The sequence below is a fragment of the Diaphorobacter sp. LR2014-1 genome (genome assembly GCF_002916785.1).
Lineage (GTDB): Bacteria > Pseudomonadota > Gammaproteobacteria > Burkholderiales > Burkholderiaceae_C > Diaphorobacter > Diaphorobacter nitroreducens.
Window position 1 is genome coordinate 1 of sequence record NZ_MTBE01000055.1, and the last position, 14,827, is coordinate 14,827.

Annotated in this window: 12 protein-coding genes; 3 read left to right on the top strand and 9 right to left on the bottom strand. The window is 66.9% G+C overall.

The features are described from left to right. From BV908_RS20765 to BV908_RS20780, 4 genes are all read right to left on the bottom strand, one after another. Window positions 1-1,046: IS5-like element ISDisp1 family transposase (locus BV908_RS20765; RefSeq protein ID WP_103738593.1), on the bottom strand; the 1,046-nt coding region annotated here is incomplete at its 3' end. A gap of 361 nt (window positions 1,047-1,407) precedes the next feature. Then, window positions 1,408-2,232, bottom strand: coding sequence for a substrate-binding domain-containing protein (locus BV908_RS20770; protein ID WP_103739102.1), 825 nt, complete (start codon window positions 2,230-2,232; stop codon window positions 1,408-1,410). After that, window positions 2,229-3,005: a phosphate ABC transporter ATP-binding protein gene (locus BV908_RS20775; protein WP_103739103.1), complete on the bottom strand. Its 777-nt coding sequence runs from the start codon at window positions 3,003-3,005 to the stop codon at window positions 2,229-2,231. Before BV908_RS20775 ends, BV908_RS20770 begins: the two co-directional genes overlap by 4 nt. Continuing rightward, window positions 3,002-3,739, bottom strand: coding sequence for an ABC transporter permease (locus BV908_RS20780; protein WP_103739104.1), 738 nt, complete (start codon window positions 3,737-3,739; stop codon window positions 3,002-3,004). Before BV908_RS20780 ends, BV908_RS20775 begins: the two co-directional genes overlap by 4 nt. Window positions 3,740-3,789: 50 nt before the next feature. Between BV908_RS20780 and BV908_RS20785 the strand changes: the two genes are divergently transcribed. After that, the gene (locus BV908_RS20785; protein WP_015913858.1) at window positions 3,790-4,911 is read left to right on the top strand and encodes a substrate-binding domain-containing protein; all 1,122 of its coding nucleotides are present in this window, start codon (window positions 3,790-3,792) and stop codon (window positions 4,909-4,911) included. Between the two features lie 36 nt (window positions 4,912-4,947). On the opposite strand, the gene BV908_RS20790 is transcribed toward BV908_RS20785, so the two are convergent. The 3 genes from BV908_RS20790 to BV908_RS20800 all read right to left on the bottom strand — a co-directional run bounded on the left by BV908_RS20790 (window position 4,948) and on the right by BV908_RS20800 (window position 8,796). Continuing rightward, window positions 4,948-6,936 (bottom strand): TRAP transporter large permease subunit, encoded by a 1,989-nt coding sequence (locus tag BV908_RS20790; RefSeq protein ID WP_103739105.1) that lies wholly within the window; start codon window positions 6,934-6,936, stop codon window positions 4,948-4,950. Next, window positions 6,933-7,553: a TRAP transporter small permease subunit gene (locus tag BV908_RS20795; protein ID WP_011806256.1), complete on the bottom strand. Its 621-nt coding sequence runs from the start codon at window positions 7,551-7,553 to the stop codon at window positions 6,933-6,935. The genes BV908_RS20790 and BV908_RS20795 overlap by 4 nt, the downstream gene beginning before the upstream one ends. Window positions 7,554-7,680: 127 nt before the next feature. After that, window positions 7,681-8,796, bottom strand: a complete 1,116-nt coding sequence (locus BV908_RS20800; protein WP_011806257.1) for a TRAP transporter substrate-binding protein — start codon at window positions 8,794-8,796, stop codon at window positions 7,681-7,683. A 432-nt stretch (window positions 8,797-9,228) separates the two neighbouring features. Between BV908_RS20800 and BV908_RS20805 the strand changes: the two genes are divergently transcribed. Beyond that, on the top strand, window positions 9,229-10,281 hold the full coding sequence (locus BV908_RS20805; protein ID WP_103739106.1) for an Ldh family oxidoreductase: 1,053 nt from the start codon (window positions 9,229-9,231) through the stop codon (window positions 10,279-10,281). A 94-nt stretch (window positions 10,282-10,375) separates the two neighbouring features. Here the strand turns inward: BV908_RS20805 and BV908_RS20810 are convergent, their stop codons facing one another. Both BV908_RS20810 and BV908_RS20815 read right to left on the bottom strand, forming a co-directional pair. Then, a complete protein-coding gene (locus tag BV908_RS20810) occupies window positions 10,376-11,593 on the bottom strand; it encodes a multidrug effflux MFS transporter (protein ID WP_103739107.1) in 1,218 nt (405 codons plus the stop codon). A gap of 59 nt (window positions 11,594-11,652) precedes the next feature. Then, window positions 11,653-13,299, bottom strand: coding sequence for an acyl-CoA synthetase (locus BV908_RS20815; RefSeq protein ID WP_088886322.1), 1,647 nt, complete (start codon window positions 13,297-13,299; stop codon window positions 11,653-11,655). Window positions 13,300-13,415: 116 nt separating this feature from the next. Between BV908_RS20815 and BV908_RS20820 the strand changes: the two genes are divergently transcribed. Beyond that, entirely contained in the window at window positions 13,416-14,798 is a 1,383-nt protein-coding gene (locus BV908_RS20820) for an IS701 family transposase (RefSeq protein WP_103738416.1), read from the top strand. Window positions 14,799-14,827 lie beyond the last annotated feature (29 nt).

The following is a 14,827-nucleotide window of genomic DNA, read 5'->3' on the forward strand; positions in this document are numbered from 1 at the left end:
CGCACAAGGTTGTAGGTGGCAAAGCACAGCAGCGCCTGGCCCGTGAGCTTGGCCTGACCGATCAGCTTGGTCTTTGCCAGACCACCGACGGTCTTGATCCAGCCAAAGGCCTCTTCGATGCGCTTGCGCACCTTCAGGCTGGTCTTGTAGCCCTCGTGCCGTGTCACTCGCGCATCCACCGCCGAGTGTTTGTCCTTGGCCGCCACGTGGGGCGTGACTTTGAGCTTTCTGCAGCCTTTGATGAAGGCCTTGCTGTCGTAGCCCTTGTCGGCACCGACCGTGGCCCGTTTGTTCCTGTTGCCCCGACGCTCCAACATGGCCAGCGCCGCCTCGCGCTCGGCCGTGCCGCTGGCGTGGGTGATCTCGACATCCACGATCAGCCCGTTGCGGTTCTCCATGAGGATGTGCCCCATGTGGCACAGGCGGGATTTGTCGCCCTGGCTCTTCTTGAACAGCCGGGCATCGGCGTCCGTGGTGCTCTCGTGGGTGTCGTTGCAGCGCTCCTGCCCCTTGAAGTCCACCTCGGGGTTGCGCCCAGGCGGCGTGCCGCTGTCGTCGTCTTTGCGCTTGAAGCTCTTGTGCGAGGCCCAGGCGTCAATGAGCGTGCCGTCCACGCTGAAGTGCTCGTCGCTGGCGAGCTTGCCCCACTGGGCACTGAGCTTGACGCGCTCGAAGAAGGCGCGGGCGAGGTCTTCGTTGAACAGACGTTCGCGGTTGGCGCTGAAAGTGGAGTGGTCCCAGACCTTGTCTTCGATGTTCAGGCCCACGAACCAGCGGTACAGCAGGTTGTAGTTGATCGCTTCGACCAACTGGCGCTCGCTGCGGATGGAGAACAGGATCTGCAGCAGCAAGGCCTTGAGCAGCATCTCCGGTGGCACCGATGGGCGGCCACGGCGGGCGTACACCGCTTCGAACTCGCGGTTCATGGTTGCCAGCAGCGCATCAACCACCGCGCGCAACTTGCGCAGCGGGTGTGCCTGCGGCACGCGCTCTTCAAGGCTGATGTAGCTGAACATCGCCCCCTGGAAATCTTGACTGCCTCTCATCGTCCTCGTCTGGGTCGTTCACCGATGGCTTCAGATCGTAGCGGCCAACGCGGGCGTCGGCGGGGGATTTTTCAACGGCCTGTTAATGGGGGTCAGATTCCAATTAAATTGGAGTTGATTGGTCAAAAGTGGCTGCAGCGCTTGTGGGATGAGCGCGGGTAGCTATTGTTTTTGATGTTGTTGGCCGGGCGCATATCCCGGCCAGCGACATGAAAACACCCCACATCGACTCAAAAACAATAGCTACTCACGCCCACAGAGCAAGCGCCAAAGCCACTTTCAGACCCAAAAGCCAAAAAAGAATTGGAATCTAACCCCCATTAACCCGCAGTAACGCCCGCAAACCAAAGCGCGGCCTTACTCACTGGTTGGCATTCGGGAAGAACAGCTGCTCGCCGTTGATCTTGTAGCCGGCGATGGCGCTCTGGCCCGCGGGCGAGACCACCCAGTCCACGAACTTCTGCGCCTCAGCCTGCTTCACATGCGGGTGCTTGGCGGGGTTCACCACCATCACGCCATACTGGTTGAACAGGCGCTTGTCGCCTTCCACCAGCACCGCGAGGTTGTCGCGGTTCTTGAAGTTGAGCCAGGTGCCTCGGTCCGTCAGCGCGTACGCACCGCTGGAGGCCGCGATGTTCAGCGCCGGGCCCATGCCGCACCCGCATTCCTTGTAGCCGCTGCCCTTCACGCCCTCGGTGGCGATCTTCCAGTAACGCAGCTCGGCTGCATGGGTGCCGCTCTTGTCACCGCGCGAGATGAACTCCGCGTTGGCCGCGGCGATCTTCTTGAGTGCGGCGGCGATGTCGTTGCCCTTGGTGCCAGCAGCATCCGCCTTGCCACCCACGAGGATGAAGTCGTTGTACATGACCGGGTAGCGCTTCACGCCCCAGCCGTCGGCCACGAACTTCTCCTCGGCCACCTGGTCGTGCACGAACAGCACGTCGGCGTCGCCGCGGCGCGCCATGTCCAGCGCCTGGCCTGTGCCCACCGCCACCACCTTCACGTCGATACCGGTGGCCTGCTTGAAGGCCGGCAGCAGGTGGGTGAACAGGCCCGACTGCTCGGTCGAGGTGGTCGACGCCATCGTGATGGCCTGTGCCGCAGCGCTGCCATAAGCTACCAAAGCAATAGCTGCTACCGCAGTCTGGGTAAGCGCCAGGGGCCAAAAACGCTTGTAACTCTTCATGCCATTTCTCCTTTGACGAACAGACGGGCGGCCTCGGGCAGGGGGCCGTTGAAAAAATCGTGCACGGGCAGGTCCGCCAGCACGCGCCCGTGCTCCAGGTAGAGCACACGGCTGGCCAGGCGCTTGACCTGTCCCAGGTTGTGGCTGCTGAACAGCATGGTCACCGGCTGATCGGGGCCGGCGCTGCCGTGGCTGGCGGCGAAGTCGGCCATCAGCGATTCGATCTCGCGCTTGGCATGCGGGTCCAGGCTGGCGGTGGGCTCGTCCAGCAGCAGCACGTCGGGCCGCAGGGCCCAGGCGCGCGCAAACGCCAGCCGCTGCTGCTGCCCGCCGGACAAGGTGCGCGCGTTCTGCCGCGCGATGTCCTGCAGCCCCACGCGGTGCAGCGCCACGGCGGCCTGGGCGCAGGCCTCCTGCCAGCGCACCCGGCGCAGCCACAATCCCAGCGCCACGTTGTTCAGCGCGCTGGTGCGCAACACGAAAGGCCGCTGGAACACCATGGCCACGCGCGGCGCGCCGTCGCGGCGCAGTTGTCCCGCGCTGGGCCGCACCAGGCCGTGCAATGCGCGCAGCAGCGTGCTCTTGCCACTGCCGTTGGCACCCACCAGAGCCACGCGCTCGCCGGGCATCACACGCAGATTGATGCCGGCCAGCGCCTGCACCGCGCCGTAGCGCACGGACAGCTCGCGCAGTGCAAACAACGGCGGCTCGATAGTGGAAACGTCGCCCGTGCTCTCCTCCCCGGGGAAGACGGGTGACGGCAGCGCGCTCATGCCCCCACCCCGGCCAGGCCGCCCACGGCGGCACCATCCACGCGTTCACGCCAGCGGCGCAGCAGCGCAATGCCCACGTTGAGCAACAACACGACGCCCAGCAGCACGAGGCCCAGCGCCAGCGCCAGCGGCAGGTCGCCCTTGCTGGTCTCCAGCGCGATGGCGGTGGTCATGACGCGCGTGAAGCCGTCGATGTTGCCGCCCACGATCATCACCGCGCCCACCTCCGAGATGGCGCGGCCGAATGCGGCGATCAGCACCGTGAGCAGCGCATAGCGCTCGTCCCAGGACACCAACAGGGCACGCAACAGGGTGCCGGCGCCCAGCGAGCGCAACTGCTCTCCATGCAGGCGGTCCACGTCCTCGACCACCTGGCGCGTAAGCGCGGTGACCACGGGCAACACCAGCAGCGCCTGCGCCAGCACCATCGCCTTGAAAGAAAACAGCCAGCCCAGGCTGCCCAGCGGGCCGGTGCGCGACAGCAGCAGGTACACGCCCAAGCCCACCACCACCGAGGGCACGGCCAGCAGGGTATTGAGCACCGCGAGCACCGCGTCGCGCCCGGCAAAGCGCGCCACGCCCAGCCATGCCCCCAGCACCACGCCCGCGCCGCAGGCGAGCAGGCAGGCCGTGGCACTCACGGCGAGCGAACGCACGACGATGGTCCACAAGGCGGCATCGGCGGAGGTGATGAGGTGCAGCGCCGTGGCGACGCTCTGGGTCATTGTGGACATGGGTTGGGCTATCGTATGCAGCAATCCAATACCCGGCGATATGAAAACTTGTGCATAGGATCCAACTCCACTACACGCTCGACCGCGACGCGGACGACGCGCTGATCCGCAATCCCCTGCTCGACATGCTGCAGGCCGTGGCGCAGCAGGGCTCCATCTCGGGCGCGGCGCGCGCGCTGGACCTGTCGTACCGCCACGTGTGGGGCGCACTCAAGCGCTGGGAAGAACAACTGGGCAGCGAGCTCATCGTCTGGGGCAAGGGCCAGTCCGCCCAGCTCAGCGAATTCGGCACCAAGCTGCTGTGGGCCGAGCGCCAGGCGCAGGCGCGGCTCGCGCCGCAGATCGAGGCGCTGCGCGCCGATCTGGAGCGCGCGTTTGCCGTGGCGTTCGACGAACATGCCCATGTGCTGACGCTGTATGCCAGCCACGACGATGCGCTGTCCGTGCTGCGCGCGTTCGCCACCGCGCCCGCCCACGCGGGCCAGGGCGGTGCGCTGCACCTGGACATCCGCTTCACCGGCAGCGTGGACGCGATCCGCGCACTCAACGAAGGGCGGTGCACCATCGCCGGCTTTCACACGCTGGAAGAGCCGGGCATGGATACCCTGGCCGCGCAGACCTACCGCCCGCTGCTGCAGCCGGGGCTGCACAAGGTGATCGGCTTCGCGCGCCGCGCGCAGGGCCTGATCGTGGCGCGCGGCAACCCGCTGGACCTGACCTCGCTGGCGGACGTGGCGCGCACGGGCGCGCGCTTCGTCAACCGCCCGCTGGGCACGGGCACGCGGGTGCTGCTGACCGACCTGCTCGCGCAGGCGGGCCTGGAACCCGCAGAGATCGAGGGCTACGACCGCGATGAGCCCTCGCACGCCGCGCTGGCGCAGGCCATCGCCGCTGGCAGTGCCGACGTGGGCATGGGCATCGAGCTGGCGGCGCGTGCGCGCGGGCTGGACTTCGTGCCGCTGGTGTACGAGCGCTACCACCTGGCCTGCCTGAAGTCCTCACTGGAGCAGCCGGCCACGCGCGCGCTGCGCGAACTGCTGCAGACCCCTGCCTGGCAACGGCGCATGGCTGCCATGCCCGGCTATGCGCCCATGCACTGCGGCGAAGTGCTGGCCATGAGCCGCGTGCTGCCGTGGTGGAACTTCACGCGCCGCAGGGCCGCGGCGCGTTGACGCCATGAGGCGGGGACCGCAGTCCCCGGCCCGGCATCACTTGTAGAGCAGTTGCGGCAGCCACAAACCGATCTGCGGCCACACATACAGCAGCACGATCGCCAGCACCTGGATGCCCATGAACGGCAGCATGCCCAGGAAGATCTGGTTGAGCGTCACATGCGGCGGCGCCACGCCCTTCAGGTAGAACGCCGACATGGCCACGGGCGGCGACAGGAAGGCGGTCTGCAGGTTCAGCGCCACCAGCAGGCCGAAGAACAGCGGGTCCACGCCGAAGTGGCTCAGCAGCGGAATGAAGATGGGCATGAAGATCACGATGATCTCCGTCCACTCCAGCGGCCAGCCCAGCAGGAAGATCACCACCTGCGACAGCACCATGAACTCGATCTTGCTCAGGTTCATGGAGAGCACCCACTGCTCGATGAGCTCCTGCCCACCCAGCAGCGCGAAGGCCGCGGAGAAGATGGCCGAGCCCACGAACAGCCAGCACACCATGGCCGAGGTCTTGGCCGTGAGGTACACCGACTCGCGCACCACATCCATGCTCAGGCGCTTGTAGGCCGCGGCCAGCACGAAGCCGCCGAATGCCCCCATGGCTGCCGCCTCGGTCGGCGTCGCCAGACCGAACACGATGGAGCCCAGCACGGCCATGATCAGTGTCAGCAGCGGGAAGAACGAGCCAAGCAGCATCTTGAAGATTTCCAGCCGCGCGAAGCTCAGGAACAGATAGAAGAGCGCGGTGGCCGCACCCAGCACGCCAAACATCACCCACCACCAGGTGGGCGCGGGTTGCGTGGCGGCCTGGGGCGTGGCACCTGCGGTGGAGCCGAGTGGCTCCCCCACTGCAGATTGGGCAGATTGGGCAGATTGGGCGGATGGGGCGGACTGCGCGGGCTCGGCGCCGGGGGGCTCGGCCAGCGCACCACTGTCCGCGCCCGGAGGCTCCTGCAGGCCCGTGGATTCCTGCGGCGGTTCTTGCAGACCGCCCTCCACCGGCGGCTCCTGCAAGCCAAACTCCGACGCCACCCGGGACGAGTTGTCGTTGAAGCCGATGGGTTGGATGCTGTACGCCTCCTCCACCGACACCGTGGTGACCGCACGCCAGCTGCTGGTGGCCAGCAGTACGAACAGCAGCCCCGGCATCACCACCAGTGCCAGTTGCCGCAGCACATAGGCCGTGGGTACCTGCGCATTGCGCTTGCCCTTGAGGGCATCCAGCAAGCGCACGGGGGCATATTGCTGCGTCTCGGCGGGCAGCGCGGCGGTCATGGCCGGCAGCACCACCTGCCGTTCCTCGGCCGACAGCGGCGGCGCCCAGGCCGGCTTGAGCTTGGCCATCAGAATCACGTACATCACATACAGGCCCGCCAGCATGATGCCGGGGAAGAAGGCGCCCGCGTACAACTGCACCACCGATACGCCCGCCGTGGCGCCATACAGGATCAGCAGCACCGACGGCGGAATCAGGATGCCCAGGCAGCCACCCGCCGTGATCGCGCCGGCCGACATGGGCGTGCTATAGCCCGCGCGCAGCATGGCCGGCAGCGCCAGCAGGCCCATCAGCGTGACCACCGCGCCCACGATGCCCGTGGCGGTGGCGAAGATGGCGCAGGTGATCAGCGTGGCCACGGCCAGCGAACCCGGCACGCGCGCCATGGCCAGGTGCAGGCTCTTGAAAAGCTTTTCGATCAGGTTGGCCCGCTCGACCAGGTAGCCCATGAACACGAACAACGGGATGGCGATGAGCACGTCGTTGGCCATGCTCTTGTAAGCCGCCTGCACCATCAGGTCCAGCGTGCGCGTGATGTCGCGGTCGTACGCCAGCCAGGTGAAGATCATGCCCATGCCCATGAGCGTGAACGCGGTGGGAAAACCCAGCATGATGGCCACCACCACCAGCGACAGCATCAGCAAGCCCAGGTGGCCGCGCGTGATCGTCTCCACGCCCAGCAGCATCCCGACGGCGCCGGCCACCACCAGCGCCATGATGGCAAAGCCGAACCACAGTTCCTTGCGCATCTTCATGGCTTGCCCCCCTGTGCGGCGGATGCGGGAGCCGGCACCTGCAGGTCGCTGTCGTTCACGTGCACCATCTCCTTGAGCTTCTCGACGTCCACCTCTTCCACGTCCTCGCCGCGCCGGGGCCACGCGCCCTGGCGCAGGCAGATCACGCAGCGCGCGATCTCCGCCAGCCCCTGCAGCAGCAGCACGGCGCCCGCCAGGGGAATCACGAACTTGAAGGGGTACAGCGGCAGCGGCGTGGCGGAGAACGTCTGCTCGCGGATGGCCAGCGATTCCTGCGCATAGGTCCAGCCGGCCCAGGTCATGGCCAGCACACCCGGCAGGAAGAACAGGATGTAGAGCAGCAGGTCCAGCCCGGCCTGCACGCGCGGGCTGAAGAATCCGTACAGCACGTCGCCGCGCACGTGGCCGTTCTTGGCCAGGGTGTAGGCGCCCGCCAGCATGAACATGGTGCCGTACAGCATGATCTGTGCGTCCAGCACCCAGGCATGGGGGTTGTTCAGCGCGTAGCGCGAGAAGACCTCCCAGCAGATCAGGGCCGTCAGGCCCACGACGGCCCAGGCCGCCGCCTTGCCGATGAAGGTGGACACGGCATCGATGCCGAGTAAGAGTTTTTGCATGGCTGGAAGAGAACGCTGCGGCCCCGCGGGGCAATGAACGGATACACGCTGGCCCGGGCGGCACCGCCTGCGCGCGCCCCCGGCCCTCGTCAGAATGAAAGGCAGGCCCGCCGGGCCTGCCGCGGCATCAGCTCTTGCGCTGCGCGAAGTAGTGGTTCCAGGCCATCTTGAAGTCGACGTCGGTGTCGTTCTTCCAGCGGCCGCTCCTCTGCGCAAAGGTGCGCATGGAGTCCATCACCTTCTTGAACATGGCGTTCTCTTCGGCTTTCTTGGCCGTGACCTTGTCCCAGGCGGCCAACTGCGCGCGCAGGATGGCGTCCGGCGTCTTATAGAACTTCACCCCCTGCTTGGATTGCATCTCGGCGTAGTCCTTGGCGTAGCGGTCGGCGGCCTTCCAGCTCATGTCGGCGCTGGCGGCCTGCACGGCGTAGTCGATGACCGCCTTCAGCTCCGACGACAGCGCGTCGTACTTGCTCTTGTTGAACAGCACTTCAAACTGCTCGCTGGACTGGTGGAAGCTGTGCAGCATGCAGTTCTTGGCCACGTCGGGAAAGCCCAGCACGCGGTCGCTGGAGGCGTTGTTGAACTCGGCCGCATCCAGCAGGCCGCGGTCCAGCGCGGGCACGATCTCGCCGCCGGGCAGCGGGTTCACGGCCACGCCCATCTCGGTGAACACATCCACCGCCAGCCCCACGGTGCGGAACTTCAGGCCCTTGAGGTCTTCCACGCGTGCCACCGGCTTCTTGAACCAGCCCAGCGGCTGCGTGGGCATGGGGCCGTAGAGCTTGGAGACCACGTCCAGGTTCAGGCTCTTGTAGATCTCGTCGAGCAGCTCCTTACCGCCGCCGTAGTAATGCCACGCGAGCACGCCGTTGGCATCCAGGCCAAAGGCCGGGCCCGAGCCCCACAGCGCCACGGCCTGGTTCTTGCCGTACCAGTAGGCCACCACGCCATGGCCACCGTCCAGCGTGCCCTTGGCCACGGCATCCAGCAACTGGAAGGCCGGCACCACGGCACCCGCGGGCAACACCTCGATCTTCAGGCGGCTGCCCGCCATGTCGTTGATCTTCTTGGCCAGGTCTCCCGCGAACTCGTGAAAGATATCCTTGGCGGGCCAGGTGCTCTGGAATCGGAACACCGTGGTCTGGGCCGTGCTGATCATGGGCACGGACATGGCTCCCGCGGCAACCGCAGCACCCTTGAGTAGGTTTCGGCGGCCTGGGGTCTTGGTCTGCTCTGTCATCTACTTCACTCCTTGATTGGGATGCCTGGACAATCCAGACCCGCATCTTTGGCGGGTTGCAAACGCACGCCAAAGAGGGTTTACGCGAAGCATCGCGCACCCCACCACGGCGTTCCGCCGCTTTTTGCGCAGTGCACACCTGCGCAGCTTCAGCGCACCGCACCTGTGCAATGCCGTGCATATCTGGCGCAGGGCGCTACGAATTGCGAAGCATGGTGGTGGGGTACGGCCCTGCAATTACTGCGGCGCAGCACGCAGAACCCACTCGGCATTTAGCGGCTTGCGCACCACACGCGCCCCAGCGGGGCGGATCATGCGAAGATTGAAGCAAAAACACCGTTAACCCCATAGTGGGAGAGCGCGAGAAGCTATGCTTTTGGAAGCAAGACCCCCCTGCACACCACTTACGCGCCCCACACAGGAGACCTCTGCATGCCCCTTTCTCACACCGCCAGCGGCGACGTCCAGCACGTGCCTTTCGATGACCTGCGCGGCACGCTCGCGCGCATCTTCGAGCGGCATGGCACCAGCGCCGAAGTGGCCGCCGTGCTGGCCCACAACTGCGCCAGCGCCGAACGCGACGGCGCGCACAGCCATGGCGTGTTCCGCATCCCCGGCTACCTGTCGACATTGGCCAGCGGCTGGGTGGACGGCCGCGCCGTGCCGCGTGTGGAGGATGTGGCACCCGGTTACCTGGCGGTGGATGCCGGCAATGGCTTCGCCCAACCCGCCTACCGGGCCGCCTATTCGGCGCTGGTGGCCAAGGCGCGCGCGAACGGCGTAGCGCTGCTGGCAATCCGCAACTCGCACCACTTTGCGGCGCTGTGGCCCGACGTGGAGCCGCTGGCTGACGACGGGTTGGTGGCGCTGGCACTCGTCAACAGCATGGCCTGCGTGGTGCCCAGTGGCGGCACCACGGCGCTCTTCGGCACCAACCCCATCGCCTTCGCCGCGCCCCGCGCGGGCCATGAGCCGCTGGTGTTCGACCTGGCCACCAGCGCCATCGCCCACGGCGACGTGCAGATCGCCGCGCGCGAGGGCCGCCTGCTGCCCGACGGCCACGGCGTGGACCGCCACGGCCAGCCCACGAACGACCCGCGCGCCATCCTGGACGGCGGCGCGCTGCTGCCTTTCGGCGGCGTGCACAGCAGCTACAAGGGCTCGGCCCTGTCGATGATGGTGGAGCTGCTCGCGGCCGCGCTCACGGGCGGCAACTTCTCGTTCGAGTTCGATTGGAGCGGCCACCCCGGCGCACAGACACCCTGGACGGGCGAGCTGATCATCGCCATCGACCCAGCCAAGAGCGCGGGCCGCAGCTTTGCGCAGCGTTGCGAAGACCTGGTGCAGGCCATGGCGGCCGCGGGCCAGACGCGCCAGCCCGGCGAGCGCCGCTACCGCCAGCGCGCACGGTCGCTGAAGGACGGCGTACCGCTGCCTGCCACCACCTGGGCCGAGCTGCAGCGCCTCGCCGACGGGTCAATTTAGAAAATTGAATCAAATGGGCCTGCAGCGCCCAATTAATAAGCGCCAGCAGCTATTAAAACAATAGCGTTTAGGGTTTACTCCGGGAACTGCGCGTCTACTCGCCGCGCACCCGCTCGCCGCGCGCCCGCTTCTCGCGCCGCAGCGCGAACTGCAGACACCCCTGCCCCACCAGCGCCGCGCCCAGCAGCACGCAGGACGAGGCCAGCGCCGGGTTGGAGCCCCAGCCCACCAGCAGGGTGAACAGCGCGCCCAGCGCCATCTGCGCAAAACCGTACAACCCGGCAGCCGCGCCGACGTGGCGCGCATCCACCGTCAGCACCTTGGACAGCGCCGCCGGGCTGGCCATGCCGGCACCCAGCACGAACAGCAGCATCAGCCCCACGGTGGCTTCCAGCGTCAGGTGGCCCCGCAGCTCCAGCGCCAGAAAAACCAGCGCGCAGGCCACACTCACCGCGTTGCCCCACACCAGCAGCCGGCCCAGCCGCATGCTCAGTGCCAGGCGCCGCGTGAGCGCATTGCCGATCGCCATGCCCACCATCACCACACCCAGGGCAATGCCCACGTCGCGCAGCGGGTGCCCCAACTGCTCGGTGATGATGAACGGCGCCGCCGCGATGAAGGCATACACCGCCGTGGTCGCGCAACCACCGCCCACCGCATAGGCCACGAAGGTGGGCGAGCGCAAGAGCGCGGCGTAGGCGCGTGCCAGCCGACCCGGGCTCACACGGCCCGTGGGCGTACCCGTTTCGGGCACCTTGCGCCAGGAAAGCAGCAGCGTCGCCACACCGGCCAAGGCCAGTGCCACGAACACCGCCCGCCAGCCGCCCAGCGCCACCAGGCCCGACCCCACCAGCGGCGCCATGCCGGGGCCGACCATCATCATCAAGTTGAGCAGTGCCAGGGTGCGCACGGCCTCCACCGGGCCATTGGTGTCGCGCACCATGGCGCGCCCCAGCGCCAGCCCGGCACAGCCGCCCAGCGCCTGGATGAACCGCGCAGCGATCAGGGCCGGTGCGATCGGCGCCAGCATGGCGGCGATGCTGCCCGCCGCGTACAGCGCCAGCCCGCCCAGCAGCAGGGGACGCCGTCCCAACGCATCGGACAAGGGGCCGTAGACCAGCTGCCCGAGCGCCAGCCCGACGATGTAGATGCTGATCGTGGCTTGCACCGCCGCGGGCCCCACGCCGAGCGCGCGCGCCGCGTCCGGCAACGCTGGCACGAACATGTGCATGGCCAGAGTGCCGCTCAGGGTGATGAGCACCAGCAGCCACAGCGGGGGTGCGCCGGCAGAAGGCGAAGGGGACGCGCGCATCGCGGAAGGTTAGCAGCCAGGCCGTGGCGTTGGCCGCCGCCGCCGGCCCTCGGCGGACGTCAGACGTCGATGGCCGCGGCCGATCCCGCCTGCTTGCGCAGCTCGAACTTCTGGATCTTGCCGGTGCTGGTCTTGGGCAACTCGCCGAACACCACGGCACGCGGCACCTTGAAGCCCGCCAGGTGCTTCTTGCAGTGCGCCACGATGTCCTCAGGCGTGGCCTGCGCGCCCGCCTTCAGCTCCACGAAGGCGCAGGGCGTCTCTCCCCACTTGGGGTCGGGCTTGGCGACCACGGCGGCGGCCAGCACGTCGGGGTGGCGGTAGAGCACGTCCTCCACCTCGATGGAGGAGATGTTCTCGCCGCCCGAGATGATGATGTCCTTGCTGCGGTCCTTGATCTTGATGTAGCCGTCGGGGTACTGCACCGCCAGGTCACCACTGTGGAACCAGCCGCCACGGAAGGCCTCCTCGGTGGCCTTGGGGTTCTTCAGGTAACCCTTCATGGCGATGTTGCCGCGGAACATGATCTCGCCCATGGTCTCGCCGTCGTGCGGCACGGGCTCCATGGTGTCTGGGTTGAGCACCATGGCCGCGCGTTGCAGGTGGTAGCGCACGCCCTGGCGGGCATTGAGGCGCGCACGCTCGCCGATGTCCAGCGCGTCCCAGGCCGCGTGCTTGGCGCAGACGGTGGCCGGGCCATACACCTCCGTGAGGCCGTACACATGGGTCAGGTCGAACCCCATCTGCTCCATGCCCTCGATCATCGAGGCCGGCGGCGCTGCCCCGGCCACCATGGCCTTCACGCCCGCGGGAACGCCCTCCTTCATCGCCGCAGGCGCGTTGACCAGCAGGCCATGCACGATGGGCGCGCCGCAGTAGTGTGTGACGCCGTGGTTGCGGATGGCGTCGAAGATGGCCTGCGCCTCGACCCGGCGCAGGCACACATTGACGCCCGCGCGCGCCGCCACCGTCCAGGGAAAGCACCAGCCGTTGCAGTGGAACATGGGCAGCGTCCAGAGGTAGACGGCATGCTTGGGCATGTCCCACTCCAGCACGTTGCTGACGGCATTGGTGTGCGCGCCGCGGTGGTGGTAGACCACGCCCTTGGGGTTGCCCGTGGTGCCCGAGGTGTAGTTGAGTGCGATGGCGTCCCACTCGTCGCCGGGCAGTTCCCAGGCGAACTGCGCGTCACCCTGGGCCAGGAAGTCCTCGTACGTCAGCGTGCCCAGGCGCTGCGCGGCCGGGCCGTAGACGGCGTCTTCCACGTCGATGAGCAGCAGCGGCGCCTGCGACTGGCGCAGCGCCAGCGCCTTGGCCATCACGGGGGCGAATTCGGGGTCCACGATCACCGCCTTGGCCTCGCCGTGGTCCAGCATGAAGGCGATGGTCTCCGGGTCCAGCCGGGTATTCAGCGCATTGAGCACCGCACCCGCCATGGGCACGCCGAAATGCGCCTCCACCATCGGCGGGGTGTTGGGCAGCATCACGGCCACGGTGTCGTTCTTGCCGATGCCCGCGCGGCGCAGGCTGCTGGCCAGGCGGCGGCAGCGCGCGTAGGTCTGCCCCCAGGTCTGGCGCAGCTCGCCATGCACGATAGCCAGGCGGTCGGGGTAAACCTCGGCCGTGCGTTCGATGAAGGACAGGGGCGACAGCGGCGCATGGTTGGCTTCGGTGCGCGGCAGATTCTGGTCGTACATGCTGGTCACGTGCGGGGCTCCTTTGTTTCTTGTTCAGGCCGGGAATGCAAGACCCGTTCATTAGTCTTACTGTGTCATAAAAAGTAATGCATGATATGCCCACCTGTCCCTGTGAATGGGGTGCGATGGACATATCCAAAGAATTTGATCGCTACATGGTTCATCTGGCCGAAGGGCTTGGCCATGCCGACCGTCAAGCAGGGTTGGCTGGGTATTGCACCGGCCTGATGCTGCCCCTGTCGCGCAAGAGCGTCGAGCCCATGGCCGCCCGCGTCGATCCGCTGCGAGCCAGCGCCCGGCACCAAGCCCTGCATCACTTTGTTGCCAAGGCCCAATGGAGCGACCAGCAACTGCTCAATCGCGTGGCGCAGTGGGTGGTGCCGCATATGGACTTCAGTGCTGGCGGCTGGTGGATCGTCGATGACACAGGCTTTCCCAAGAAAGGAGTGCACTCGGTAGGCGTGACACGCCAATACTGCGGGGTGCTGGGCAAGCAGGACAACTGCCAAGTGGCTGTCAGCGTCTCGCTGGCCTGCGAACAAGGCAGCCTGCCGGTGGCCTGGCAGCTGTACTTGCCCCGCAACTGGGCCGAAGACACCGAGCGCAGACTCAAGGCCGGGATTCCCGAAGACATCGAGTTTGCGACCAAGCCTCACATTGCCCTGCAAAAGCTACGGGGTCTGCTCTCTGAAGGAGCACCCAGGCACTGCGTGTTGGCCGACGCCGGCTACGGGATCGACTACGCGTTTCGTCAGGGGCTGACCGATCTGGGCTTGTCCTACGTGGTCGGGATCACCTCGGCCGTGGTGGTCTGGCCACCCGGAGTGGAGCCCCTGCCGCCGAAGCCCTACAGCGGCATGGGCCGTCCACCGGTGATGCCACGGCGCACCGCTAAGAGACAGCCTGTGAGCGTCAAGGTATTGGCGCAGTCCTTGCCGGACAGCGCATTCCAGAACATCAGTTGGCGCGAAGGCACAAACGGGCGCCTGACGGGTCGCTTTGCGGCGCTGCGGGTACGCTGCGCCGGGGGCAACGTCGGCAAGGCGCGTCTTCTGCCCCAGCAGTGGCTGCTCATCGAGTGGCCCGCAGATCAGGCCGAGCCCGAGAAGTACTACCTGTCCACGCTGCCCGAAACCACGGCACTGAACGACCTGGTATGCGCCGCGCACATGCGCTGGCGCATCGAGCGCGATTACCAGGATCTCAAGCAGGACCTGGGGCTGGGCCACTATGAGGGACGGGGTTGGCGGGGCTTTCACCATCACGCCAGCCTGAGCATCGCCGCTTACGGTTTCCTGATGGAGCAGCGGCTGAAAGCCGGCAGCGATGCAGGAGGTAAAAAAAACTTCGTCAAACGCCAAGTGCCTGCCGTTTCCCCGGATTACATCCCTCGGGCAAGCCCAGCGCGCGCAGCGTCACGTGCCGGACTCGATCAGGACGCTGCGCCTTCAGTTGAGCGTCGCACTCGCAGGCGCCCTGGGACATTGCCCGCATTGCGCCGCCATTAGCGCTCGACTACGTTTGTGACACAGTAAGA